30 protein-coding genes and 1 riboswitch are annotated in these 23127 nt (G+C 43.3%); of the genes, 9 read left to right on the top strand and 21 right to left on the bottom strand.

What is annotated here, in order from left to right:
* Window positions 1-28: 28 nt before the first annotated feature.
* On the bottom strand, window positions 29-709 hold the full coding sequence (locus FC61_RS00535; RefSeq protein ID WP_011668235.1) for a CPBP family intramembrane glutamic endopeptidase: 681 nt from the start codon (window positions 707-709) through the stop codon (window positions 29-31).
* A gap of 308 nt (window positions 710-1017) precedes the next feature.
* A complete protein-coding gene (locus FC61_RS00530; RefSeq protein ID WP_035464831.1) occupies window positions 1018-1263 on the bottom strand; it encodes a hypothetical protein in 246 nt (81 codons plus the stop codon).
* Between the two features lie 149 nt (window positions 1264-1412).
* On the opposite strand from FC61_RS00530, the gene FC61_RS00525 reads away from it, so the two are divergent.
* The 3 genes from FC61_RS00525 to pgmB all read left to right on the top strand — a co-directional run bounded on the left by FC61_RS00525 (window position 1413) and on the right by pgmB (window position 5993).
* Window positions 1413-2375 (top strand): 2-hydroxyacid dehydrogenase family protein, encoded by a 963-nt coding sequence (locus tag FC61_RS00525; protein ID WP_021742214.1) that lies wholly within the window; start codon window positions 1413-1415, stop codon window positions 2373-2375.
* 219 nt (window positions 2376-2594) lie between these two features.
* Window positions 2595-5309, top strand: a complete 2715-nt coding sequence (locus FC61_RS00520; RefSeq protein ID WP_035464833.1) for a glycoside hydrolase family 65 protein — start codon at window positions 2595-2597, stop codon at window positions 5307-5309.
* A gap of 12 nt (window positions 5310-5321) precedes the next feature.
* Window positions 5322-5993 carry a beta-phosphoglucomutase gene (gene pgmB, locus FC61_RS00515; RefSeq protein ID WP_021742217.1) on the top strand — a complete coding sequence of 224 codons (672 nt, stop codon included), beginning with the start codon at window positions 5322-5324 and terminating at the stop codon, window positions 5991-5993.
* 55 nt (window positions 5994-6048) lie between these two features.
* Here pgmB and FC61_RS00510 read toward each other — a convergent pair whose 3' ends face one another.
* Window positions 6049-6819, bottom strand: coding sequence for a Cof-type HAD-IIB family hydrolase (locus FC61_RS00510; RefSeq protein WP_021742218.1), 771 nt, complete (start codon window positions 6817-6819; stop codon window positions 6049-6051).
* Window positions 6820-6972: 153 nt separating this feature from the next.
* Between FC61_RS00510 and FC61_RS00505 the strand changes: the two genes are divergently transcribed.
* Entirely contained in the window at window positions 6973-7620 is a 648-nt protein-coding gene (locus FC61_RS00505) for a deoxynucleoside kinase (protein ID WP_021742219.1), read from the top strand.
* Window positions 7621-7668: 48 nt separating this feature from the next.
* On the opposite strand, the gene FC61_RS00500 is transcribed toward FC61_RS00505, so the two are convergent.
* The 3 genes from FC61_RS00500 to metK form a co-directional block, all read right to left on the bottom strand.
* Window positions 7669-7995: a DUF960 domain-containing protein gene (locus tag FC61_RS00500; RefSeq protein WP_011668242.1), complete on the bottom strand. Its 327-nt coding sequence runs from the start codon at window positions 7993-7995 to the stop codon at window positions 7669-7671.
* 73 nt (window positions 7996-8068) lie between these two features.
* The gene (locus FC61_RS00495; RefSeq protein ID WP_021742220.1) at window positions 8069-9544 is read right to left on the bottom strand and encodes an MDR family MFS transporter; all 1476 of its coding nucleotides are present in this window, start codon (window positions 9542-9544) and stop codon (window positions 8069-8071) included.
* 205 nt (window positions 9545-9749) lie between these two features.
* On the bottom strand, window positions 9750-10937 hold the full coding sequence (gene metK / locus FC61_RS00490) for a methionine adenosyltransferase (RefSeq protein WP_015473935.1): 1188 nt from the start codon (window positions 10935-10937) through the stop codon (window positions 9750-9752).
* Window positions 10935-11053: riboswitch (SMK box riboswitch) on the bottom strand. It overlaps the preceding gene by 3 nt.
* Before the next feature lie 127 nt (window positions 11054-11180).
* Between metK and FC61_RS00485 the strand changes: the two genes are divergently transcribed.
* Both FC61_RS00485 and FC61_RS00480 read left to right on the top strand, forming a co-directional pair.
* Window positions 11181-11888: a hypothetical protein gene (locus tag FC61_RS00485; protein ID WP_021742221.1), complete on the top strand. Its 708-nt coding sequence runs from the start codon at window positions 11181-11183 to the stop codon at window positions 11886-11888.
* A gap of 105 nt (window positions 11889-11993) precedes the next feature.
* Window positions 11994-12335 carry a hypothetical protein gene (locus tag FC61_RS00480; protein WP_021742222.1) on the top strand — a complete coding sequence of 114 codons (342 nt, stop codon included), beginning with the start codon at window positions 11994-11996 and terminating at the stop codon, window positions 12333-12335.
* A gap of 47 nt (window positions 12336-12382) precedes the next feature.
* On the opposite strand, the gene FC61_RS00475 is transcribed toward FC61_RS00480, so the two are convergent.
* The gene (locus FC61_RS00475; RefSeq protein ID WP_021742223.1) at window positions 12383-12952 is read right to left on the bottom strand and encodes a hypothetical protein; all 570 of its coding nucleotides are present in this window, start codon (window positions 12950-12952) and stop codon (window positions 12383-12385) included.
* 205 nt (window positions 12953-13157) lie between these two features.
* On the opposite strand from FC61_RS00475, the gene FC61_RS00470 reads away from it, so the two are divergent.
* The 3 genes from FC61_RS00470 to FC61_RS00460 all read left to right on the top strand — a co-directional run bounded on the left by FC61_RS00470 (window position 13158) and on the right by FC61_RS00460 (window position 15145).
* The gene (locus tag FC61_RS00470; protein WP_024526645.1) at window positions 13158-13481 is read left to right on the top strand and encodes a heavy metal-binding domain-containing protein; all 324 of its coding nucleotides are present in this window, start codon (window positions 13158-13160) and stop codon (window positions 13479-13481) included.
* Window positions 13482-13854: 373 nt separating this feature from the next.
* Window positions 13855-14424: a matrixin family metalloprotease gene (locus tag FC61_RS00465; protein WP_021742225.1), complete on the top strand. Its 570-nt coding sequence runs from the start codon at window positions 13855-13857 to the stop codon at window positions 14422-14424.
* Between the two features lie 253 nt (window positions 14425-14677).
* Complete coding sequence (locus FC61_RS00460; RefSeq protein WP_021742226.1) at window positions 14678-15145, top strand: universal stress protein; 468 nt, start codon at window positions 14678-14680, stop codon at window positions 15143-15145.
* A gap of 1438 nt (window positions 15146-16583) precedes the next feature.
* Here the strand turns inward: FC61_RS00460 and FC61_RS00450 are convergent.
* From FC61_RS00450 to FC61_RS00395, 14 genes are all read right to left on the bottom strand, one after another.
* A complete protein-coding gene (locus FC61_RS00450) occupies window positions 16584-16988 on the bottom strand; it encodes an Asp23/Gls24 family envelope stress response protein (protein WP_021742228.1) in 405 nt (134 codons plus the stop codon).
* 17 nt (window positions 16989-17005) lie between these two features.
* Complete coding sequence (locus FC61_RS00445; RefSeq protein ID WP_021742229.1) at window positions 17006-17425, bottom strand: Asp23/Gls24 family envelope stress response protein; 420 nt, start codon at window positions 17423-17425, stop codon at window positions 17006-17008.
* A 15-nt stretch (window positions 17426-17440) separates the two neighbouring features.
* Complete coding sequence (locus FC61_RS00440) at window positions 17441-17623, bottom strand: hypothetical protein (protein WP_021742230.1); 183 nt, start codon at window positions 17621-17623, stop codon at window positions 17441-17443.
* Window positions 17624-17641: 18 nt separating this feature from the next.
* Entirely contained in the window at window positions 17642-18187 is a 546-nt protein-coding gene (gene amaP, locus FC61_RS00435) for an alkaline shock response membrane anchor protein AmaP (RefSeq protein WP_021742231.1), read from the bottom strand.
* A 12-nt stretch (window positions 18188-18199) separates the two neighbouring features.
* Complete coding sequence (locus tag FC61_RS00430; protein WP_021742232.1) at window positions 18200-18457, bottom strand: GlsB/YeaQ/YmgE family stress response membrane protein; 258 nt, start codon at window positions 18455-18457, stop codon at window positions 18200-18202.
* Window positions 18458-18693: 236 nt separating this feature from the next.
* Window positions 18694-19746: a GH25 family lysozyme gene (locus FC61_RS00425; protein WP_021742233.1), complete on the bottom strand. Its 1053-nt coding sequence runs from the start codon at window positions 19744-19746 to the stop codon at window positions 18694-18696.
* Complete coding sequence (locus FC61_RS00420) at window positions 19746-20261, bottom strand: phage holin, LLH family (protein WP_021742234.1); 516 nt, start codon at window positions 20259-20261, stop codon at window positions 19746-19748. The genes FC61_RS00425 and FC61_RS00420 overlap by 1 nt, the downstream gene beginning before the upstream one ends.
* The gene (locus FC61_RS00415; protein ID WP_021742235.1) at window positions 20258-20662 is read right to left on the bottom strand and encodes a phage holin family protein; all 405 of its coding nucleotides are present in this window, start codon (window positions 20660-20662) and stop codon (window positions 20258-20260) included. Before FC61_RS00415 ends, FC61_RS00420 begins: the two co-directional genes overlap by 4 nt.
* Window positions 20663-20718: 56 nt before the next feature.
* Window positions 20719-20889, bottom strand: coding sequence for a CD1375 family protein (locus FC61_RS12460; RefSeq protein WP_011667838.1), 171 nt, complete (start codon window positions 20887-20889; stop codon window positions 20719-20721).
* 14 nt (window positions 20890-20903) lie between these two features.
* Window positions 20904-21035 carry a CD1375 family protein gene (locus tag FC61_RS12560; protein WP_021742236.1) on the bottom strand — a complete coding sequence of 44 codons (132 nt, stop codon included), beginning with the start codon at window positions 21033-21035 and terminating at the stop codon, window positions 20904-20906.
* Window positions 21036-21047: 12 nt separating this feature from the next.
* On the bottom strand, window positions 21048-21518 hold the full coding sequence (locus FC61_RS00410; RefSeq protein ID WP_021742237.1) for a hypothetical protein: 471 nt from the start codon (window positions 21516-21518) through the stop codon (window positions 21048-21050).
* Between the two features lie 12 nt (window positions 21519-21530).
* On the bottom strand, window positions 21531-22013 hold the full coding sequence (locus FC61_RS00405; RefSeq protein WP_021742238.1) for a hypothetical protein: 483 nt from the start codon (window positions 22011-22013) through the stop codon (window positions 21531-21533).
* A 109-nt stretch (window positions 22014-22122) separates the two neighbouring features.
* Complete coding sequence (locus tag FC61_RS00400) at window positions 22123-22602, bottom strand: hypothetical protein (protein ID WP_035464836.1); 480 nt, start codon at window positions 22600-22602, stop codon at window positions 22123-22125.
* A gap of 110 nt (window positions 22603-22712) precedes the next feature.
* The coding region (locus FC61_RS00395) for a hypothetical protein (protein WP_235803827.1) at window positions 22713-23127 on the bottom strand (415 nt) is incomplete at its 5' end.

Here is a 23127-nt window from a genome sequence, read left to right as displayed (position 1 = left end):
GACAATAGCGTCCGTGCTGTCTTTTCTACTATTTAAGTGTCAATAACATGAGTCCCACTGCAACTAGGTTATTAAACCCGTGAAGTAAGATGCTACTCTGTAATTTACCCGTTCGCCGATACACATAGGCCAGGGTTCCCCCCATTACCGCATATAAAAGCCAACTGATTGGATTAGAACTGGCATGGGGAATCGAAAAAGCAATCCCGCTCACAACAATTGATAACCAGAAAGATCTGGGGGCAAAACAGCCATCGATTAGTAGCCCCCGAAAGGTTAACTCCTCGATAATTGGTGACCCCAATACTGCCGTCAGACTCAGTAGAATCATCGTTAAACTACTCCGCCCCATCAAAGTCCCAATGGCTTGATTGTTCGCCGTACTAGTTTGATGGTACAGCACACTAGTCAAACCACTTAAAATAAACTCTGACAAGATGATAAACCCATAGCCTTTGACCATTTGTACCCAATCTTGCCCAGTCAACCGTTGCCAATTAACTGGATGAATCTGGCGATAGCGCCAAAAACCAATCAGGGCCGTGATCACAAACCCAGCCAGATAAATACCACTCCATAAAACACGATGCAACAATGAGCCATGATTTAATTGTAGCAATGGCAATTGAACCACCGATATTAGAATCACCATCCCGATAACCCATAGCCAACTGCCAAAACCACCTATTTTAATCCGTTGTTGTGTCATCTTGTCCACCCTCTCAGCATTGTTTCCTCGCTTAACTAACCGGTTCAAAGTTCTCTAATCGCCTCATGGCTGAACGATCAACCGTCTCATTAAATACCTTCACCAAAATATTTACTTTTTAATAGCAATTTCTTAATAAATGCGTTACTATAAAGTTGCGGATGAGTTTGAACTAACCTTCAACTTATGCGTGAGGCTTCTGTCCTCATTCAACAGACAGATTTCATTTTACTCCCCCAAAGTAGATGAAATTTTTTACAACATAATCCCCCAATTATGTTGTAACCTTACTCTTTGGCCATTGCGACTTATCGTAATGGCTTTTTTTGTGCCTCCTCATCACTAACGGCCGTCTCATCCTCTAAAAGCATTGGCGATCGGGGCCATAAAAACCAGTACAGACCAAGATTAACGAGCGTACTAACGATCAATCCCGTTAAACCAATCATGATATCCCAGCCAAAAGCCACGTTCCACGTGAGCATCCCCCACAAGGTACCGCCAATCAGACCACCAGTTAGCAAAACCATCAACAATGACGTTAAAATTTTCACAGCCAGAATGCCCCTTCGTTAAGTAATCATGTACAAATGTTACCACGTTTCTTCAAATTATCGAAGTAAATTCGGCTAATAGCTGTATTCCTAACTGGAAACGATTACAATGAAGGTGTCTTTTAAATTTAACTGAAGGAGTGACTCATATGACCAGTGTTCTCGTAACTGCCCCCATTCCTCAGGCGGCGCTAAACATCTTGCGCCAAGCCGACTTAGACGTTGATTGCTATAATGGCCACGGCCTGATCACCAAGGCTGAATTGTTAAAACGTGTTGTGGGTAAGGACTATCTGATTACCCCACTATCCACTCAGGTCGATCGTGACATCATTGATGCCGATCCACAACTAAAGTTGATTGCAAATTATGGCGCCGGTTTCAATAATATTGATGCCGACTATGCCCGGTCACGACAAATTCCCGTGACGAACACCCCGAAAGTCTCGACTGTCTCAACCGCTGAGGTGACTGCCGGTCTCATCATCGCTTTAACTCACCGCCTTGTTGAGGGTGACCGATTGATGCGCGACCAAGGGTTTGATGGCTGGTCACCCCTATTCTTCTTGGGTCATGAACTAGCGGGCAAGACTTTGGGCATTCTCGGTATGGGCCAAATTGGGCAGGCAGTCGCCAAACGCTTAGCTGCTTTTGATATGAAGATTATCTACACGCAACGCCATCCTCTCGATGCGACCACCGCGCAGGCCTTACATGCCCAACAGGTGCCATTAACTGACTTAATTGCGCAAAGTGACATCTTAACCATTCATTGTCCTTTCACGCCAGAGACGCATCATTTATTAGGAGCTGCCGAATTTAAGGCCATGAAAGATTCCGCTTATTTAATCAATGCGGCCCGAGGTCCCATTATCGATGAAGCCGCCCTGTTGACAGCTCTCCAACAGGAACAGTTAGCTGGCGCTGCTTTGGATGTCTATGAAGCCGAACCGCACGTTGACGCCGGCTTCAAAGCATTGGACAATGTCATTTTAACGCCCCACGTTGGTAACGCGACCGTGGAAGCACGTGATGCTATGGCTACGATTGTTGCCAAGAACGCGGTTCGCGTGGATCAGGGACAGGCCCCCTTATACATTGTTAACCCTTAAACGTCAGTAACACTCAAGTTCACAGCTTGAGTGTTTTTTTATGGATCAAAGGCGTGATGACTACAAATACTGCAATCGGTTGCAATATTGTCAGATCAGCCTTTATCAACAAAATTATTTTAATCAAAATCGGAAGAATTAATTGCTTATTCAATCTGGGTAGCCTAAGATTGGTCTTGAAAGAATACGCTATCATTTAGCAGAAAGGATGATCTCAAATTGAACTTAATTTCATTGCATGTATTGGATGACGCTTTAGCCGTCAGCTACCAACCCACTAATCCCGATGAACGGCGCCGTTTTACGATCGCCTACAATTCTGATCAGACCATTGGTGAAAACCTTGAGAATTTGCGGTTGAAATTGGCTGGTTTAGACGTCGATGCCGCCGTAATTGATAATGCACTCAGTTACCCATTTTCAGATACCGTGGTGGGCATTAATCACCAACGGATTGATTTAGGCCTCGCGATTACCAACATGTTAAATATTCCCGCTGTCAGTTCCCAAGCCGTGCAGCAACAAGGGCTCACCGCTGCACTGACCGCTAAACGCGACTATTTAACCTGGCACCTTGACTATTATGGTCAGTACCAAGGTAAACGTAACTATGGTCAAGAGGCTATGCTCACCGTCGGCAACGGTTTTATCGGGCTTCGTGGTGCTTATACAGAAGCTCACGCCGATGCCGACAATTATCCGGGCATGTATACGGCTGGCCTGTATGACCAGTTAACCACCAATCTCAATGGTCGCAACGTAACAAATGAAGACTTGGTTAACTTGCCTAACGCTCAAGCCTTATCCTTTGGTGTTGATCATCAAAATCCCTTTCGGATTAAGGCTGCTGATATCCAAGATATTTACCGTAGTCTTGATCTGCATACTGGGACGCTAACCACCACCATGCTTGTCCAACTCCCTACCGGTCATGCCCTACGAATTGAAACTAAAAAACTGGCTAACTTCAAAGACTGGCACCGTTTAGCCATCCAATACCGGATCACCCCTTTAAATTTTGCGGGAAGTCTGCAAATTTACTCTGCAATTGATGGTCGGGTAATCAATGCGAATGTCGACCGCTATAATGCCTTTAATCAACGACACTTACGCATTACGGGAACCAGTCAGCAAACCGATTCAATGTTCTTAGAGGGGCAAACAGCTACCTCAGCCGTCAAGTTTGTTCTAGGGTCCCGATTAACTGGTCCAGGAACGGCTCTCACCCCGCAAAATCATGATCGACCAGACGCCGATCAACAAGTGCGCCAGATGCAGTCGCTTGACGTTCAACCCCAACACACCTATACATTTGAAAAAAACATTGTGCTCTATACCGCTCGCGAAACAACTGGTGACCTTTTAGCTGCAACGCAAGCCGATTTGGCCCAGGCCAGTTTTGAGGACACGCATAAGAGTAGCACAGCTTACTGGCAACATCGCTGGGATATTGCAGATATTCAACTCTCGGGTGATATGACAGCTCAAAAATTAATCCGAGTCAATCTGTACCATCTATTCTCAGCAACGCAGGCCATCGCTTCTGGTAAAATTGATGCCTCAATTAACGCCCGTGGGTTAGACGGTGAAGCCTATCGGGGACATGTCTTTTGGGACGAAATGTTTGACCTGCCACTATTGACACTATATGATCCGCAACTTGTGCGGCAACTGCTGATGTATCGTTATCGTCGGCTACCCGCTGCCAAAAAGAACGCCCATGAGGCCGGATTTGCTGGTGCCATGTTCCCTTGGCAGTCCGGTGCAACTGGGGATGAACAATCCCAGGTGGTCCACTTAAATCCCCTAACCAATACGTGGGACCCCGACTATTCAGCTTTGCAACGCCATGTGTCATTAGCCGTTGCTTACAATGTTATTATGTATGACCGAATTTCTGGTGACCATACCTTCTTGGTACAATATGGTTTAGAAATGCTGCAAGAGATTGCACAATTTTGGCTCAGTAAGGCCCACCGGAATGCACCCGATCAACGATACACAATTGATCAAGTCATGGGACCAGATGAATTTCACGAAAACTATCCAAACGCGCACAGCCGCGGGTTAGCCAATAACGCATACACCAATCTAATGGTTGCCTGGTTATTCCGAGAACTGAAGGTCCTTCGGCAGCAGTGCCAACCCGACCAATTAGCAGCCATTGACCAGAAAACGGGCGTGACTCCGCAAATTCTCGATCAATTTGCGGACGTTGCCCAGCACTTGAAACTCGACATTAACGAGGACGGCATTATCGGGCAATTTGCTGGTTACTTCAAGCTTCCCCAGTTAGATTTCCAGAAGTATCGGCAAAAATACGGAGATATTTCCCGAATGGATCGCATCTTGAAGGCTGAAGGAAAGACGCCTGATGCCTACCAAGTGGCTAAGCAAGCCGATGCGCTTATGATTTTCTACAACTTAGATGTTCCACAGGTCATGACGCTGCTTCAGCAATTGGGTTACCAGCTTCCCACAGGTGCGTTAACTAAGAATCTACAATTCTATTTGGATCGAACAACCCATGGGTCTACCCTATCGCGGGTTGTCTACGCCGCATTAACGGCGATGGCAGGGCACTTGGATCGTTCTTGGCAATTCTATTCTCAAGCACTGTTGTCTGATTACTACGACATTCAAGGCGGGACAACAGCCGAAGGTATTCACCTAGGCGTCATGGGGGCGGTAACGTTAATGACTATGCGGTATTATGCCGGGGTCGATGCGCTAGCCGATCACCTGACGGTTGCCCCTCGCCTGCCCCATGCTTGGACAGCCATTGCGTTTAAGCAATGCATTCGTGGCATCACCTATGCCTTTAGCATTGACCATCACCACATTACCGTGACGGCCGACCAGGCAACCACCCTTCAAATTCAGCAACAATCTGTTTCACTAAAACCACACGTTTCAACCACCATAACTTATTAAGGAGTGCTTAGCATGACAAAGTTTTCTGATATTAAAGGATTTGTTTTTGATCTCGACGGTGTGATTACGGATACTTCCATTCTTCATGGTACGGCCTGGCATCAGCTCGCCGATTCCCTAGGTGTTACTTGGAGTGATGAACTGGGCAATGGCCTTAAAGGGATTAGTCGCATGGATTCCTTGGAAATGATTCTGAAGGCTGGCGGTAAGGAAAACGACTATACCCAAGCTGAAAAGGAACAGTTAGCCACTCAGAAAAACACCAACTATGTCGCTGAAGTCGACAAGATGACGCCCGCTAATATTTTACCAGGGATGAAAGCTTTTCTTGATGATCTACGCGCCAAAGGCTACCAACTCTCATTGGCCTCTGCTTCTAAGAACGCCCCCCGCGTATTGGCTAAGTTGGAATTGGCCGACTACTTCCCCAAGATTGTCGACCCAGCTAGTTTAACTCATGGTAAGCCAGATCCTGAGATCTATACCAAAGGGGCTGAGCTATTAAACTTGCCACCCGAACAATGTATCGGCGTTGAAGATGCCGCTGCTGGTGTGGCTGCGATTAATGCAGCTGGTGAGGTCTCCTTAGGCATTGGTGATGCCACCGAATTAGGTGCCGCGGATATGGTCTTTGCGGACACGGCCGATGTGACCTTAGCTAATATTGCGGCTAAGTTAGGCTAAATTCAATAGAATACAAAAAGGGATTGAGCAAATCGCTCAGTCCCTTTTTTGTGTTCTATTGAATTAAACCAAAATAGCGAAGTCCGCGAACAATTCCATCCGTGGTATTTGTAGTAGTCACATATGCTGCTTTTTCTTTAGCAGCAGCCACCCCGTTCCCCATCGAAATAGGAACATCAACTTCGTCAAACATTTGCAGGTCATTATACCCATCCCCAAAGGCATAAGTCTTAATCCCCTGTAGTCCGGCCTGTTGAATTAAGGTTCGAATCCCCGACTGCTTCGTCACGCCATTGACCATCGTATCCAAACATCGTGGATTATTTCGCACAAAAGTTAACTGACCTGAAAATTTCTCTTGATAAAGCTGGTCATGGTCACGATTAAATACATTTAAAAAATTAATTTGCTGGGTTGCATACCACGCTGGATCAACGATCGGATGCAGCCGTAACAACTGAAAGTTTTCTGTCGTATCAGCATTGGCCTGACTCAAACGGAAGCCCTGACTCGTATAGTACGCAATCGGATCATGCTGGCGTTGCGCAAATGATGTCACTGCCGTCAATAACTCGGGCGCAATTACCGCTGCGGCTAACCGCTGACCTTGATACTGTACATAACTGCCATTAGCGCCGACCACGGAATCAATTCCGGTACCGTCCAAAACATATTGTATCTCAAAGATGTTTCTTCCTGTGGCAATAACTGGTAGAATATGATGTTGTTGCATTTCATGAATGGCTGCGACACTTGCCGGTAAGACATGCTTGTTATCGTCAAATAGCGTGCTATCCAGATCAAAAAAGACGATGGCTTGATACATAATTAGCCTCCTAGTTCACTGGTTTTGACAGATTCATTATACAACAATGACCAAAGTTTACGAAATGGCGAAATTTTTTTGCTCAGCAAATGTAGTAGTTGGCAATTTTATGGTACACTATATCTTGTATTTCTATTTAAAAGAGGGGCTATCATGGTGATAATTACAGCAGGAATGATTGGTGTTGGTAAAACAACACTTACTGGAAAGATTGCATCGCATTTAGGTACGCAAGCATTTTTTGAACCGGTTGGCGATAACCCGGTTTTACCACTTTACTACCGGGATCCCAAACAATACGGCTTCTTACTGCAAATTTACTTTTTAAATAAGCGTTTTAGCATGATCAAACGTGCACTGGCCGATGACAACAACGTCTTAGACCGTTCAATTTACGAAGACGCCCTCTTCACGCGGGAGAATAACGCCGAAGGTAACATCACAGATACAGAACTAGAAGTTTATTTGAATCTGTTAGACAACATGATGAATGAACTCAACGAGTTACCTAAAAAGGCACCTGATTTGTTGGTCTACGCAGACGCTGACTTTGATACAATCTTACATCGGATCAAGAAACGTGGTCGGGATTACGAACAATTTGACAATAATCCTGAACTAGAATCTTACTATAAAAAGATGTGGACTGCTTATCAAGGCTGGTTCGCAGATTACGACGTTAGTCCTAAGATCAAAATTGACCTTCAAAAATACGACCTTGATGTTCCCGGTAATACGGAACTTGTTTTGGGGCAAATCGATGATGCTTTAAAAGATCTTCGTACTAGCACGGCCGTTTAAATATAAAAAAAGAACTGTGAAATCATCATAGATTTCACAGTTCTTTTTTTAGTGTTCAGCCGTTTCAGATGGTAATAAAATAATCTGACTATCACCATCATCATACGCCAAAACTGTAGCCGGCAATTCAGGAGTGTACCCGAACTGTGTGTCAAATCCGGCTCGCAATGTCACCTCTTGGTCATCATCAGTTTGGACGTATTCAAAAGTCGTTTGTCCTTGGTTATTATGCAACTTAAATGTTAGCAAATTTGCCAACGGGAAAAGTCCCTGGAGGTCGTCATCAATAATCTGCCAAACAGCATCAATCATCTCACCTGGTAAGGCCGCCACCGTGCCGTAACTCGCATAGCGGGCATGATTACTTTCAAACATCTTATCGCCTCCATCTACCGTTATTTATAGCTATTATACCGTAACTTAGTTTAAAACGGGAATAATTTAGCTCTTAATGCTCAGTAACCCGCTGAGTATTCTTACGATCAAGCCAATTTACCATGAACGATATCACAATCAATCCAGCACCCGCAATAAAGATGACATGCAGTCCTTGGTATAAGATACCGTGAAGCGTCGGCAAGAGAGCCTGAGGCAAGTCTTTGGCCGTCTGCGGATTAATCAGTTGATTCATCATCGCCATCGTTGTTTTGGGGTGTTGCGCTACCCCACGGGCCATCTCGACATTCATGATGATGCCGAATAGTGAGACCATCACCGTTTGCCCTAGTGTCCGCGATAAGGTGTTAAATGACGTTGCCACACCAACCTCATCGACAGGCACCTGACTCTGTACCGTCACCGTAGTGGTCGTAATGGTAATCCCAAAACCAGTACCACAGATTGCAGCAATCACAAAGAAACACCAAAACGGCGTATTTGCTGGCAATAAAGCCATTGTTACAGCACCAATTAGAACCAGTGTCAGAGCAATATTAACAATTTGATTAGGCGAGCGCCGCATAAGAAGCTTACCAGCGATAAAGGACCCGACAATCCACATCAGTGAACTTGGCGTAATAGCAAACCCCGCCTGTGACGCCAATAGACCTAATAGGCCTTGCGTCCACGTCGGTAAATAGACTTCAAATCCCATGATAAAACCACTTAATAAGGCCGCAATTAAGTTTTGAATGACAAACGTTCGATTCCGAAAAAGGGCTAATGGAATCAACGGGTCATCGGTGCGTTGCTCTCGTCGTAAAAATAGCCAAAATGCCACAATTGTGACCAGAAAACCAACTATAATCCAGATGATTCCTAAGTTACCCTCACTCAATAATTGGAAGGTTAACATCAACGCTAATAGCCCAACCGATAGCCATAAGCACCCTGCCCAGTCCATCGTAAAGGGTTTTCGCTGCGTTGATTCATTCAGGAAAAACCAAATCAATAGCATCGTGATAATCCCAATTGGAATATTAATGAAAAAGATCCAGTGCCAGCTGAGTTGATCAACGATGAAGCCCCCTAATAGTGGGGCCACAACGGCAGCAATGCCCCAAGCAGACCCGTTCAGACCCATCACGCGGGCCCGTTGTTCAACGGGATAAATATCCGCTAAGATTGTAAAAGAGACTGGCATAATGGCACCTGCACCAATCCCTTGAAGTGCACGCCAAGCAATTAATGTCTCCATTGATTGCGACATTCCGGACAAGGTTGAGCCTAAAATAAACACAAATAGACCGACTAGAAAGACGAGCTTTCGACCAACCGTATCCGCTAACTTGCCATAGATTGGCGTTGCCAGTGCACTAGTCAGCAGAAAAATAGAGAATACCCAGTTCATCAAGGCAACCCCGTGCAGATCACCAACAATAGTGGGCATGGCCGTTGAAACGATTGTTCCTTCAATTGCTGACATAAATGTCGCTACAAAAACAGCACCCGTTACAACACCAACGTTAGTTTGTTTCTTAACCATAATTTCCTCCTAACGTTGGCCCCACCACTCAACGAATCTAAGTAGCCAATTGCTGCTACTTCCCAATTTCTGATTTACAGTAATGTCCTAATTATCACGGCTAGCTTCATAAATATCAAGAGGGAAGCTCATCTTTTTTAGTCAGCACGACGAAAAACGGCTAGGCCGCTCAACCGAGCGTCTAACCGTCTAATTTTTAACTTATTTACTTGCAAGCAGCCTTCAAAGCATCTACCTTATCAGTATGTTCCCAAGGCAAATCAATGTCGGTTCGGCCAAAGTGACCATAAGCCGCCGTTTGCTTATAGATTGGTCGCTTTAAATCCAACATTTGGATAATTCCAGCTGGCCGTAAATCAAATAGATCACGGACAGCTGCTGCTAATTTCGCTTCAGCAACTGTGCCAGTCCCAAACGTATTAACGTATACGGAAACGGGTTCAGCCACCCCAATGGCGTAAGCAATTTGAACTTCACACTTCTGGGCTAATTCAGCCGCCACGATGTTTTTGGCAATGTAGCGAGCAGCGTAGCTGGCAGACCGGTCAACCTTCGTTGCGTCCTTACCAGAAAAGGCCCCACCACCATGACGAGCGGCACCACCATACGTATCAACAATAATCTTACGGCCAGTCAAACCAGCATCCCCTTGTGGACCACCGATGACGAATCGACCAGTTGGATTAATGAAGTATTTCGTTTGATCATCCAACAAGTCAGCCGGAATAGTTGGCTTAATAACTTGTTCAATAACATCTTGGCGAATACGATCCAACGTAACGTCTGGATCATGCTGCGTACTAAGAACAACCGTGTCCACGCGTAAGGGTTGATCATTATCATCATATTCAACCGTTACTTCAGCCTTGGCGTCTGGACGTAGGTAATCTAAAACGGCTTGCTTACGAAGCATCGCAATCCGTCGCATCAAAGCATGGCTCAATTCGATTGGTAACGGCATCAATTCAGGTGTCTCATTAACCGCGTACCCAAACATTAATCCTTGATCACCAGCGCCAATCTGATCTAACGGATCAGCATCACCTTCCCGGGTTTCTAAGGAATCATCGACCCCTTGGGCAATATCGGGTGATTGTTCGTCGATTGCCACGAGAACGGCACAGTTGTCGCCGTCAAACCCATATTGACCATCCGTATAACCAATCTCTTTAATCGTCTGGCGAACCACTTTTTGAATATCAACGTAAGCCTTCGTTGAAATTTCACCGAAAACTAAAACCAAGCCTGTCGTGACTGATGTCTCACAAGCCACTCGAGAATCTGGATCTTGCGCCAATAATGCGTCTAAAATGGCATCACTAATTTGATCAGCGATCTTATCAGGATGGCCTTCAGAAACGGATTCTGACGTAAATAAATGTCTTTCTTGCAATGGATATTCCCCCTAGATATAGTAGACGGCAAGTTGACCGATAATCTCGTCGCCATTCGGTTACAAGGCAGCTTCACTAGCATGTGAATCCTATCGGGAATTGACTCATAACTCAAGAATTTTACCACAAAATCAGTTGACTTAAAAGGAAGTGCCGGAAAAATCTGAAAGAACCGTTGACCGCACCACAAATAATCACTAATATAAAAAGCAACACTATAACCAATTGAATGGAGCGATTCCATGACCACGCTCATGGCCTTCTTAAAAAATCGAACAGTCCAGCAACTTGTTATCTTCACTGCATGTCAAAATAGTCTCTGGTGGTTAGCCGGATCAACCGTTAATACAGGCAGTCCGTTGACTACGCTCGTTAAGTTTTATCTACTAATGTATGGCGGTCTATTAGCCGCTGGTGTCTTCTTGATCTTGAATCATCACTTTCAATCACGAATTGGACCAGTCTTAGTCGTGGCAGCCGCCACGATGGGCTTCTTAGCAGCACCCAATGCCCATTTGGTCCAGTTTTTTGCACTACTGATCTGTCTGTTTCTAGTTCTCGTTTGTCTCCCACAGTTGGGCTTACAGTCTGTCTACGGGCTCGTTGTTTTTAGTTGCTTGGCTGGTTGCGGCATACCAGTCGTACTGTTTTTTTTACGAAATCACTACTTGGCACTACAATTTCTAACTTTATTATTACCCCTAGTTGCCAGTTATTTAGTCTTTTTTGAACCATATTATCTACCCGCTGAACGTGATTGGCGCTTAACGCTGATTTCACCGCTCATTCTTATTATCATCATGAGCGGCGTCGCTTTTTCCTGGCGGATTCTTGTCGTCATTCTCATCGTGGCAGTCCATTGGTGGTTACAACCCCGATTAAATGAACGCTACCGCTTAGTTACATCAGGACTCTTACAGTTGATAACCGGCCTATTCATTTTGCTTTAAAATATGGTTAGTTTTTAAGGTTTGGCTAAGCCACTAGCTTGTGACTATCGTTCTTAAAATAAACCGTGCTAGAATGAGACATCAAATCATAATGGAGGAACCTTAATGACCACCATCAAAGTGATTGGTGACATTCTTAGCGGTAGCTATCAACCCACCCTTACCGGTAACCGCGTGGTTGACGCTAGCCTAATTGACCACTTTTGTCAGAATTTAGCAACCGCACTTCACTTACCACGAATCGCCGTAAAAGCGGACCATCATTGGAATCTCAATGTAGAGCCGTCCGTTCTTTACCTGATTGACCAACGAATTCTTCAGGCTACGGATCACCTACTGGATCATCGTAATGTGATTGCCGTTAACCACACTGACTTACTTCGCGGTCAAGTCGGACTGGCACAAACGCAACTGCAAGCCAAACATCTGATCCATGTTACCAATTAAGACGCCCAATCATTTAATTAAGATTGAGCGTCTTTTAGTTTCTCTATTTAGGTAAAATCTTTGATTCGTAATAACTTTCCCCGAATCCACAACGTGTGATCGTTCAATTCTTGTTGCAATAACATCAGGCCATCAATTAGCGGAATCTGTTCGTTAGCGTTAAAAAATTCTGTCTTACTAACATATAAACGGCGGTTATAAATATCAAATGTACGCCGAATCCGATAACCCAGCCTGCCATAAGTTATAGTCTCTATCGCGGTCCCCTGTTCTACCTCCCAGCGAGATATGTGCTGTAGCTCATCTAGCGAATAATAGCGTTTTTGATGCGTCTGCCGATCCCATATTTCAAGATGATAGGTCGTCGCTAATGACTCACGTAAAAAGTAACCAACCGTATCAAAAAAATTCAGTCGAAAGTGCGTTAAGTCCCCCACGTCTAGATAAAATAATCGCTTTTGTTGATAATGATCCAATGGCGTTTGCAGGTCATGTTCAATCTGTTGCGTAATTGCTTGATAAGATTGGCGCAATTCAAGAAATTGATCAATTAATTTTCTATCCTTCGGGCCAATCGATTCAGGTGACATACCGCCACTGAGATCATTTTTATCCATTACAAAACATCCTCTCAACGGTGATTCTTAATTTCAATCAACCGTAAGGATACTTTAACACACGAAGAATAAAATTAATACCCATTATCATTAATAATATATTAAATCTATAATTATTGGCTTAATGTCGGTGAATGGTCCCAACTTGCCTTTCGTCCGTAATATCGGTATATTGAAGTTAATTCATGTTGAGGAGGAAATAATAATGAATAATGATTTATTAGTCACAACAACGGAACATATACCGGGAAAAGAATATGAGGTTATTGGTGAAGTCTTTGGCCTAACGACTCAATCGAAAAACGTCTTACGTAATATGGGGGCCGCCTTGAAGAACGTGGTGGGTGGTGAAATCAAAGATTATACGAAAATGTTAGATGAAGCCCGTAATATTTCCGTAGACCGGTTACGCAAAAATGCACGTGATATGGGAGCAGACGCTGTCGTTATGATGCGGTTTGACTCCGGATCAATCGGAACAGATATGCAATCCGTCGCCGCATATGGAACCGCTGTCAAATATCTGTAATTTACTGTAAAATGATGACACGATCTTTGTAAATGTTCGTTACACTCGATCAACTATTATTTTAACACCTGGGGCCGTGATTATTTCGAATCACAGCCCCAGGTGTTTTCTTTAGCTTCAGTTTCAGATATCAAAAGAAACTGCCGATATCAGGTTAGCCACAAGTGCTAACCTGTAACGCTTTAGTACCACACAATTCGCCATTTGGGATACATTATATCCACTTTAATAAAACTGTCCCCCAGCTTTTATCCACAATCATTAGGATGGCCGTCAACCGTCCCTGCTAACCGTCTTATACTAACCATAGTCAATAAGATAGCAAGCAATTAAAAAAGTGATTATTCGGATTTTAAGAAAGTGGGTATTCTCAATGTTAGCAAAAATTACTAAATGGACTATTTTAATGATCGCCACCATCGCATTAACAATTTCAACTTGTGGCTCAACTATTTTTGCCGCTGCTACGGCTGCAAAGACTCCTAGCTGGGGCAGTTGGGATGATACAACAATTACATACAAGACGGAAAACGCTTCGTCTTATTACAAAAACATTTGGCAAGATGCTGTTAAGCGTTGGAATAAAGTTGGTGTCGTTAAATTGAAAGCCGCTACAACTGGTGAAAAGGCTGATATTACCTTGACCTCATCTGCATCCTTAAGCACACAAGATGGTAAATTGGCTGGCTACACTAACTATTCTTACTACAAAAAGAGTGGCAGTGATCAAATCGTATCTGCCAAGTCTACTTTAAACCGAAGCCTATTGAGCAAGTACAACTATACTAAGAGTCAACGTACAAACGTAGCAACTCATGAAATTGGTCACGCCTTAGGTTTAAGTCATTCTCCAAGTAAGAGCAGCGTTATGTATGCATCAGATCGTTATGCCTCCATTGACCACCAAGACAAAGTTGCCTTAGACAACGCATACAACAACTAGTACCTTAGATTTATTGCTGACATTGACGAATACCCGAAACGCCCCTAGCCAAATGGTTAGGGGCGTTTTTCATCAGGCAGATGATTTCACCTGCTAATCTTATGCTATAATCGAATTGATAAAAACTTATTGAGGCATTAGTACGCCCGTCAACACCAAAGCTGATAAGCATGGGCCAGTATTTTCAATTTTAAAGTGCGCCCCTCATTATCGCTCGCGCTAATAGCCTTAGTGAAGAAAGGTGGTTATCCTTATGACTACAACTGGTAATGTTATTTTAGTGCCTATCGACCATTCGGCTATTACCTCCTCATTGGTTACTTATGCGGCCAAAATGGCAACAGCTAGCCATAAAACCCTATATTTTATCTATGTAATTGATCCATCACGGTACACCTCCCGGTTTCAATCGTTTGATCTACAGACACAGATTGACCGAGAAAAAGCTTTAGCAGCTTATAATTTGGAAAACGTGGTCAATGAAGCCCATCACTTAACACGGGCCCCAGTGATTAACTCGATCATTTGTGGTGACCCACGACGAACCATTGTCCGTTTATCCAACTTGAACAACGTCATTGAAACAATTATCGGCGCCCAAGGAAAGGATGCTGACCGTTATACCCGGATTGGCCATGTGACTCGCTACGTAAGCAGCTGGTCGCAGCACAATGTGACAATCATCAAGCCAAATGATCCACAGCCTCAGCGTACGCCTTAGACCTTTTGAGGCGACATGGGGCGCCCCTAGACTGTCGCCTGCCAGCACGCTTGTATTGATGAAAACGATTAAACTTCCTTTAAACTTCCTTATAAGTGAGAACTCAGGTATTTCTATGGGGATACCTGGTTGGTTCCGTGGCAGCGATCACTAAAAATACGATACCACTTTAGGTGCAGATGAATCTGTTTTATCTGCACCATTTTTGAGTACCAAAACATTCGAACAGAGAAATCTTCATAAATTCACTCATTGATGACTCGTGTTTTATCCCATTGGGGGCTAGACTATTCTCCAAAAGTCTTTAAAATGGCCTTATTATGCACGCTAACCCAACAAGAAAAGGTTTAAGGCACTATGTTCGGTTTCCCGCCTCGAAAGAATACAATGACAATACTGCAAGCACGGCGCTGTCATCTTTGGCTTAATTAAACATTTGTATAACAAAAAAGCCACCGCCTTTGCGATGACTCCCGAGATGAATCTTCTTATACCGGAGGTGGGGTCTGGAAACTCTTTTAAAATGCTGATAAACCGGCATTCCACTCTAGGTATAGTAGGAATTCTGTAGCATTTTTTAATTTTAATACATAGTTTTTAAATTAATACATCGAATTAAAGCACTCAAATAACCCCGCTCAGAATTATTTACTTTCTGTTCTCTTGTGTGACTGAACGTTCGTTCGTATAATGAGAGCTGAGGTGATTATGTATGAATCGATTTGCGATTAATGGCCGTATCGTATCTGAACCCAAAGTTCTAAAACTGTCTCCCCTACTTCTTTTCGTCAAAATTGAAGGCGATTCCGGTCATCGAATCAATTGCTTAGTTCATCAACATGGGCTTAATTTTCTTTATCAGGCTACACTCAATTCGCATGTCGCTCTCTATGGACATTATAATGATAGAAAACAATTCGTAATTAGCAAGTATGCGATCATATCTACAAAAGTAAGCGCATAGGAGAAAATATGGCGGTTAATAAGTTCAGCTCAATTAACTATAAGCAAAGAATAACAACTGATCGCCTTTTATCATAAAAAACGGTGGTGCATCCAATTGCTCAAATTTAAATTGAAAAACTCTAGTCATGTGTGACTAGAGTCAAATGAAGAATATAACGGCGTTTTCTACGGGTGAAATGAATAATACAAAAACAGCCAAGATAAAGTATAGCACATTGACTTCTCATGATAAATATACCTTGTAAAAAGTTTACACAAAAATGTTTCGGCAACGATTTAAAGATAATAAAAGTGGAATGTTGACAACAAAATACGCGAACAAAGCCAGCGTTCAAAATTTTTATTGAAAAATAGTCTTCTATCAGAAGAATCGAAAAGAGTTAGTGTCTATCACACTAACTCTTAACCGTTTTTACATCTCTTCGCTAATACCGCAACAATAGCTCCATATACCCTACTTTATATCATATCGCTATTTTTTCTTCTTATCACTCGATGACTGCTGCCGTTGCTGCCATTCATCCTTAGTTAGCATATCTTTAACTTGAAGTTTGACTTCAGTAACTTGATAACCGGTCATCGTTGTCACCGCACTACTAATTTTGCTCGTTACTTTTGTGAGAATTTCTTCGGCATGTTTACCGTATTCTAAGATAGCGTCTAATTCAATAGCCACCGTCTTTTGCTGATCGTCCAAATCAATATCGACTCCTGATTGTGGCCGATCACCTGCTGTTAGTCGATCTGATAAATTATCAATTAGATTTCCTTGTAAGCTCAATACGCCATCGACTTCACTGGCAGTCTTACCCGCAATTTTTTCCAATACCGTGTCATCAAATGTAACTATTTTCTTTGTTTCTGACTGTTTATCCATATCTATCGACTCCTCACCTATTTAATTTTAGTATCAGTGTCAACTGTTGAATTTGGTTTACCAGATGCTTGTTCCTGCCATTCCTGTTTACTCATCACATCATTGATATGAACTTTGATATCAACTACTTCTAATCCAGTGAATCGCTCGACATCTTGTTGTACACGCTGGCAAAGCTGATTAAAGATTTGGCGCATATCTTTACCGTATTCAACGGTAATTGTCATATCCAATGCAACTTGTTTCTCACCAACTTGTGCTTCGACCCCTTGAGTTGGATCAGAATCACTACGAAAGCGATTTGTCAGATTACTAATCATACCGCCTTCTAACGCCAAAACACCATCAATATTACGTGATGCTAATCCGGCAATCTTCTTAATTACATCATCTTCAAATGTCAATTTTGTGGTCAATTTTGTGTTTTCCGTGGTCATAAGACCCCTCCTTAATTATCTTGACAAGAGTTGCTCAATCCGTTTACCTAGAGCTGACAGATCGATGCGAACAAACCTTCCAACCCCCCAACCCACTAGGCCAGCTGCTGCAACTAACAACATCGCGGGAAAGCTTTGAAAGACCCATACGAGTCCTAAAACTAGGCCCCATAGTGCTCCATATGCACCGTTGCTCATGGCACTACCTCCTTTACCTTACACAACTGATACATGCTGTTTTCTATCAACTGGTGATAGCTGAACGACTGGTTTGGTGACCGTCAAATCTAACTGCCGCTGTAAATAGTTTTCAATCACTTGTTCAGCCTGTTCTGCCAACGAGTCAATTTGATCTGCTGAACTAACCTGAGCCACAGCTTTCATTCGAACCCGTTTGTGACGTAATAATTTTATTGTTACTTGTGGGTCAATTACGCCAACTTGTTCAGCCAATTGTTGGCGTAATGCCTTTTCTATCGCAGCTTGAGGTACTTCCAACATTCCAATTTGATTAGTAAATTGCCATTGCTTCTCACGAATTGGTTTGAAGATGCCCATCATCATAAATACTAGACCAACGATTCCAACAATGATTACTGCTCCAGCCAAAGCATATTTTAACCAGAACATTTGAGTATAACTTACATCTGTACTCCATGCCGAAAGACCCGGGATCGGTAACCACCAACCGATTTGAAGGACAGCCAAAGCTAGTAGAATTAGGCCCAAAATAGTTAAAAGCACCTTATTCCCTCGTCGCATTGAATCACCACCTTATTTGGTCTTGCCACGCATACCAAAGATTGTTGAAACAATCAAAACCAAGATAATAGCACCTAAAATTGATGGAACTAAAGCCATTCCTGCTAAAGATGGTCCCCAAGTTCCCAGTAATGATTGACCTAACCAAGAACCAATAAGACCGGCTAAAATATTAGCAATCCACCCCATTGATCCACCTTTATTTGTGATAGCTCCTGCGATAACCCCAATAATAGCTCCAACAATAATTGACCATAGCCATCCAAACATATAAAAACTCCTTTCTGATATTTAATAATTCCCTTTCTCAAGGTAAGCTTAAACATTAGAAAAAAATGATGCAAGTATTTTGCTCATTATCCCACAAATTCAAATACAACATAGCCATTAGTTACAGCGTAATATCAAGATTTATATTGATATTGTACAAAAAAAGCGCCCACCCCCGTTAGGAGTGAGCGCCTTTTCTAAATCAGTAACGTACAGGTATATCTTGTACTATACGCTTATTTGACAAATTTGTTAATCTTTTTGTTGCCACTAATAAATAATCCATTAGCCAACTGAATCCGAGTTGTATCTCCATACTTGACGATCTTAGCGACATCAAATTCAGTGCCGGCTGGCTGCCAGTCCACAACATGTTTGAGGGCCTTATCTTTGTACCGATGAGTGCCGCGTACAGACTTTACTCGTTTGACGCCGCCATCAACAGAATAGTATAAGCGATTGACGTTGTCCTGGTTAGACGTGATGTAATAACCGTTAGACAATTGGAAGCGAGTAATCTTGCCATAGGTCACTACTTTGGCGATCGCAAATACGGTGCCGGCCGGGAAGTTGTCCACTTTATACTTGAAAGCAACATCCTTGTACCGATTGATAGCTGTCCTGGCGTAGATCATCTTGGGATTATACCGGTAGTAGATGGCCTTCTTCGGCTTAGCTACATGAGTGGTAGTGCCATAGTAGTAGTTTGAGTACATTTGGGACACATCGAAGCCACCATAGCACCCGGGGAATTTATGGGTACTGGTCCACTGCCAACCATTATAACTACCATAAAGCTTTAGCCCAGCAGGGTTTGACGGGTAATTGGCAATCCACCCACCACGACTCGAATTGTTGAGTGGCATTGAGTTGGTCCAAGACCCCATGGTGTAGACATCGGTCTTGGGATAACCCATGCGCTTAACCTCAGCAACCCATGCTTTAATGATCGCAGCGTTTCGTGACCAACCGGAGTTAGTAGCTTCAAAGTCCAACACAATCACTGCATCTTTACCGAGTCCCGCGTTGAACGCACAGCGAGCCGCCATCTGAGCTTCTGCCTTGGCTCCCGCCACAGTAGTGAACCGCGCAAAGTGATAGCCGTTGACGTGCAAACGGGCTTTGACTGCGTTTCGGATACTTGTCTTAGCTGTTTGGTCCGTAAAAAAAGTGCCCTCCGATAGCTTTGCGACCATCGCGCGGACACCATATTTTTTCATCGATAGCCAATTAGCTTTAGTCATGATTCCGTTATTATTTGACGTATCGACCATATCTAATCGGGGCATTACTTAGCATCTCCATCCGTTGGGGCTTGAGTAGTAGCCGGGACATTTAAGGGAGCGACTACAGCATCAGCCTTAGCTTTCTGTTCGGCCAATTGTACCTCTTTATCTGCGAACGCTTGCTCTGTGGCCGCCTGACCCTCATCAAATTTGACTTGTTTCTCTTGTGCCACAGTGTTTTGAGTGGTCATCAATTGATAGGCCTTTTCGATAGCAGCTGAGATAATAGCTGGATCAACATTATGACCTAAACCGTTAAGCTGACTGGTGACATCTGCAACAGCTTTTTCCCGCTTTTCATCGCCAGGCATTTCATAAGATGCCGACAGCAGATGAACCGCATTGCTTGCCAGATTGTCCAGTAGACCAAGAACTTCACGCTGGTTGGCGGATTTATTGGATGCAATCTTAGTTTTTACGGCTGGATTAATTCGATTGAACCATGCTACAAACAAAAAGATAACGATGCCTAAAATACCGGTATCGCTCAACAATTGGATAATTTTGGTGATATTCATTTTTTATCATTTTCCTTTCCAATATTTTCAGCCATCTTTTTAAATCGAATTCGCAAAAAGTCAGGAATCGGGAAACCCATGACTTCAAGGTTTTCTAGAATTGAAATGGCATACTCTGCGATATAAAAAAGGACGACTGAATTTGAAATGGTATCAAATCCGAGAACGTCCAAAACTGGATAAATAGTAATTACTAAAAGCATGATTAACAAATGTTTAGCGAGGCCATACAGCCCGATTGAGCTGTCTGCCTTGTGTTTAGCGCGCGGTGAAAAGGATTTAACAATCCCCGTCAACAGGTCGGCCATAACCGCCCATAGGAACGCTTCGATAAACGGGTTATCAACCATACGCGAAGCAGCGCCTATCACGAGCGACCACCCAAAAGGGGTTGGTGGCATACTACATCATCTCTTTCCCACAAAAAATCCCATCAAAAAAGCACCAATCATCAATCCTAGGCCACAGGCGTAGAAGATGAATCGGTGCTGGTAGAGTTTTTTGCGGAGCCAAGGACATTTTTCACATCGTCCTGCAAGTAAGCTGGGACTTCTTCAATAGTACGACCACCGTCCAAAACGTTGGCGGCATAGATAGCGGCTAAAGCTGAAAATTTAAAGTTTAACATAGTTTATTATCTCCTTATTTGTTTGATTGTAACTGCGTCAAAACGGCTTGTGTATCAGACCGAAACGGGACTGGTACGGCTTCAATAGTCCGTGTGCCATCAATAATTGCTTGCGCGTAAATCTGCGCCAATGCAGAATATTCCATTGCCATCACCTCCTAGGATTCACTTGCTGCTGAACTGGCTGGAGCCGCTGAACTTGTTGCAGTTGAATCAGTGCCAGTCGTGGTGCTAGCCGGTGTTAGTTGTGAAGATAAGTAATCGACAGCTTCCATCAGCCCTTGCTGGGTGAGTTCGTTAGCTGACTTCAATTCCTTATTTTCAGCCAATGCATTAGCAGCATCCTGCTTGGCCTGTTTTAGGTCGGAGGCCGACGCTTGAAGTTGGCCTTGTAACACCTCGTTTTGATGGATCAAGTAGTCGGTGCTTAAGTCAGGCAGTGTATCTACCGTCCGCTTGAAAATTCCATCTACCACTAGGTACTTGTTCCAATTGCGAATGATGTACTCCTGCATGACAGGAGTCACCCACATTTCGATTAGGCCGTCCGCCGCTTCAACGGCTGGTTGCTCGGTAATCGTGTTATTATCCGCATTGACGCTGACATATACTGGCACTGTTTTTGCCATAAAAATCACTCCTTAGATTTTCTCAACTTTGAAAGTTGTCTCGCTGTCGAAAGTAACGAGACCGTCGCTAGTAATCTTATAAAGAAAAATTGGGTTGCTATTTTGATAATTGTTCGTAACTTGGCAATACAGCTTATTATCCTGAACTGATATTTTTGCGGATTGTGTTGCGACACCAAGCATTGAATAGTGACCATAAAATGTTGCGGTAGTGCCGTTATCCAAGAATTTGAATCCTTTGGGTAAGGTGATGGCTAATCTGCTTGCTGGCGAATTAGGGTTGTAGTACGACGGCAGATTAACGGTAGCATTACTTTTGAATGTTGCGGTATTAGTTGCCGCGTCCCACTTCATAAGAGTTTGACCCTTAAAGTCTTGCCCCTCAACTCCCTCATCAGGACATTCTAACCATGTGCCCTCATAATCCAGTTGGGAAAACTCATCAGTACCAATCAGTATTTTGGTCACTTCTTTTCCACCTACCAGAAGTGTCATAGCAGACCACCTCCAACAGGTAAAAACCCCTTAGAAGTTAGTGAAGTAAGGGATTTACCCCCCCGAACATTCGTTCTGATTGTGAATTTATCCATTCTTGTCATCCTTTCTAGTCTGGTGCAACTGTTGTTGTGCTCCAATTATGTGAGGATTCTACACTTCCAGGAATTACAAGACTAAAACTCAAAGCCATTATTACAGAATTAATAGCCGCTGAAAACGGCCATTTGATAGGTGCCGTAGAAATCGTCCTATCGCTTAATACTAATGGATAGTTTGTATTTCCGTTCCACTCACTCAAACCACTGGCCTGTCCCCAAAAGATTTTCTTATCAATCTCCGTAAAATGGAATCCTTCTGGAAGAGTAATTATTTTAGACGTGAAAGGCGTTTTATCTTGATACCAGGTCGTATAAATCTGACCGGTAAACGATGTGACCCCTGTACTGGCATCATAGTGCATTAAAATTGGTATTCCAGTAAAACTCGGCCCAACTGTGCACGGTAGCCATACTCCCTTTTGGTCGATGAATGTATCGCCACCAATCAGAACTTTATACGCTTCTTCGCCATTCACTATTAGTGTCATTGCTACACACCCCATCTCTGAGGTGCTAGTTGATTAGTTAGTGAAAGTTGGGGAGTGCCCCCCCCCGAATATTTTTGAAGCTTGTGAATTTAATGTTCATGTTTTTCCTCCTATAATAAAACAATTGGAAACTTTGCTGGCGTCATATCGCCATCACTACGATTCTTTCCATTCCGAAAGGTTAGTGACCAACCAATTTCGCCACTGAAATACGAAGAACTATGTCCAACCATGTTTCCTGAATTATCCGACTTCAAGTCAATATTTCTGGGGGCTCCATTCGTATCGTTATATAACCCACCAGCACCGAACTCGCCTGAAAAATTGAACTTGAACTCTGAATTTGCACAAGCAATTATCTGGTAGTCATCCAGCTTAGTAGAAGCGGCACCAACCACTAGAAGTTGACTATTAGACTCATCAATTTTACCAAGCAAAAATCCTCCTACATTAGGTCCCATCTCCAATGGAAACCATCCGTCTGAATTACGATAAATTATATTATCACCAATCATTACCTTAGCC

The sequence above is a fragment of the Levilactobacillus brevis ATCC 14869 = DSM 20054 genome (assembly GCF_001433855.1).
GTDB classification, from domain to species: Bacteria; Bacillota; Bacilli; order Lactobacillales; family Lactobacillaceae; genus Levilactobacillus; species Levilactobacillus brevis.
The sequence above is the reverse complement of the archived record's forward strand: the minus strand, read 5'-3'. Positions and strand labels throughout refer to the sequence as shown.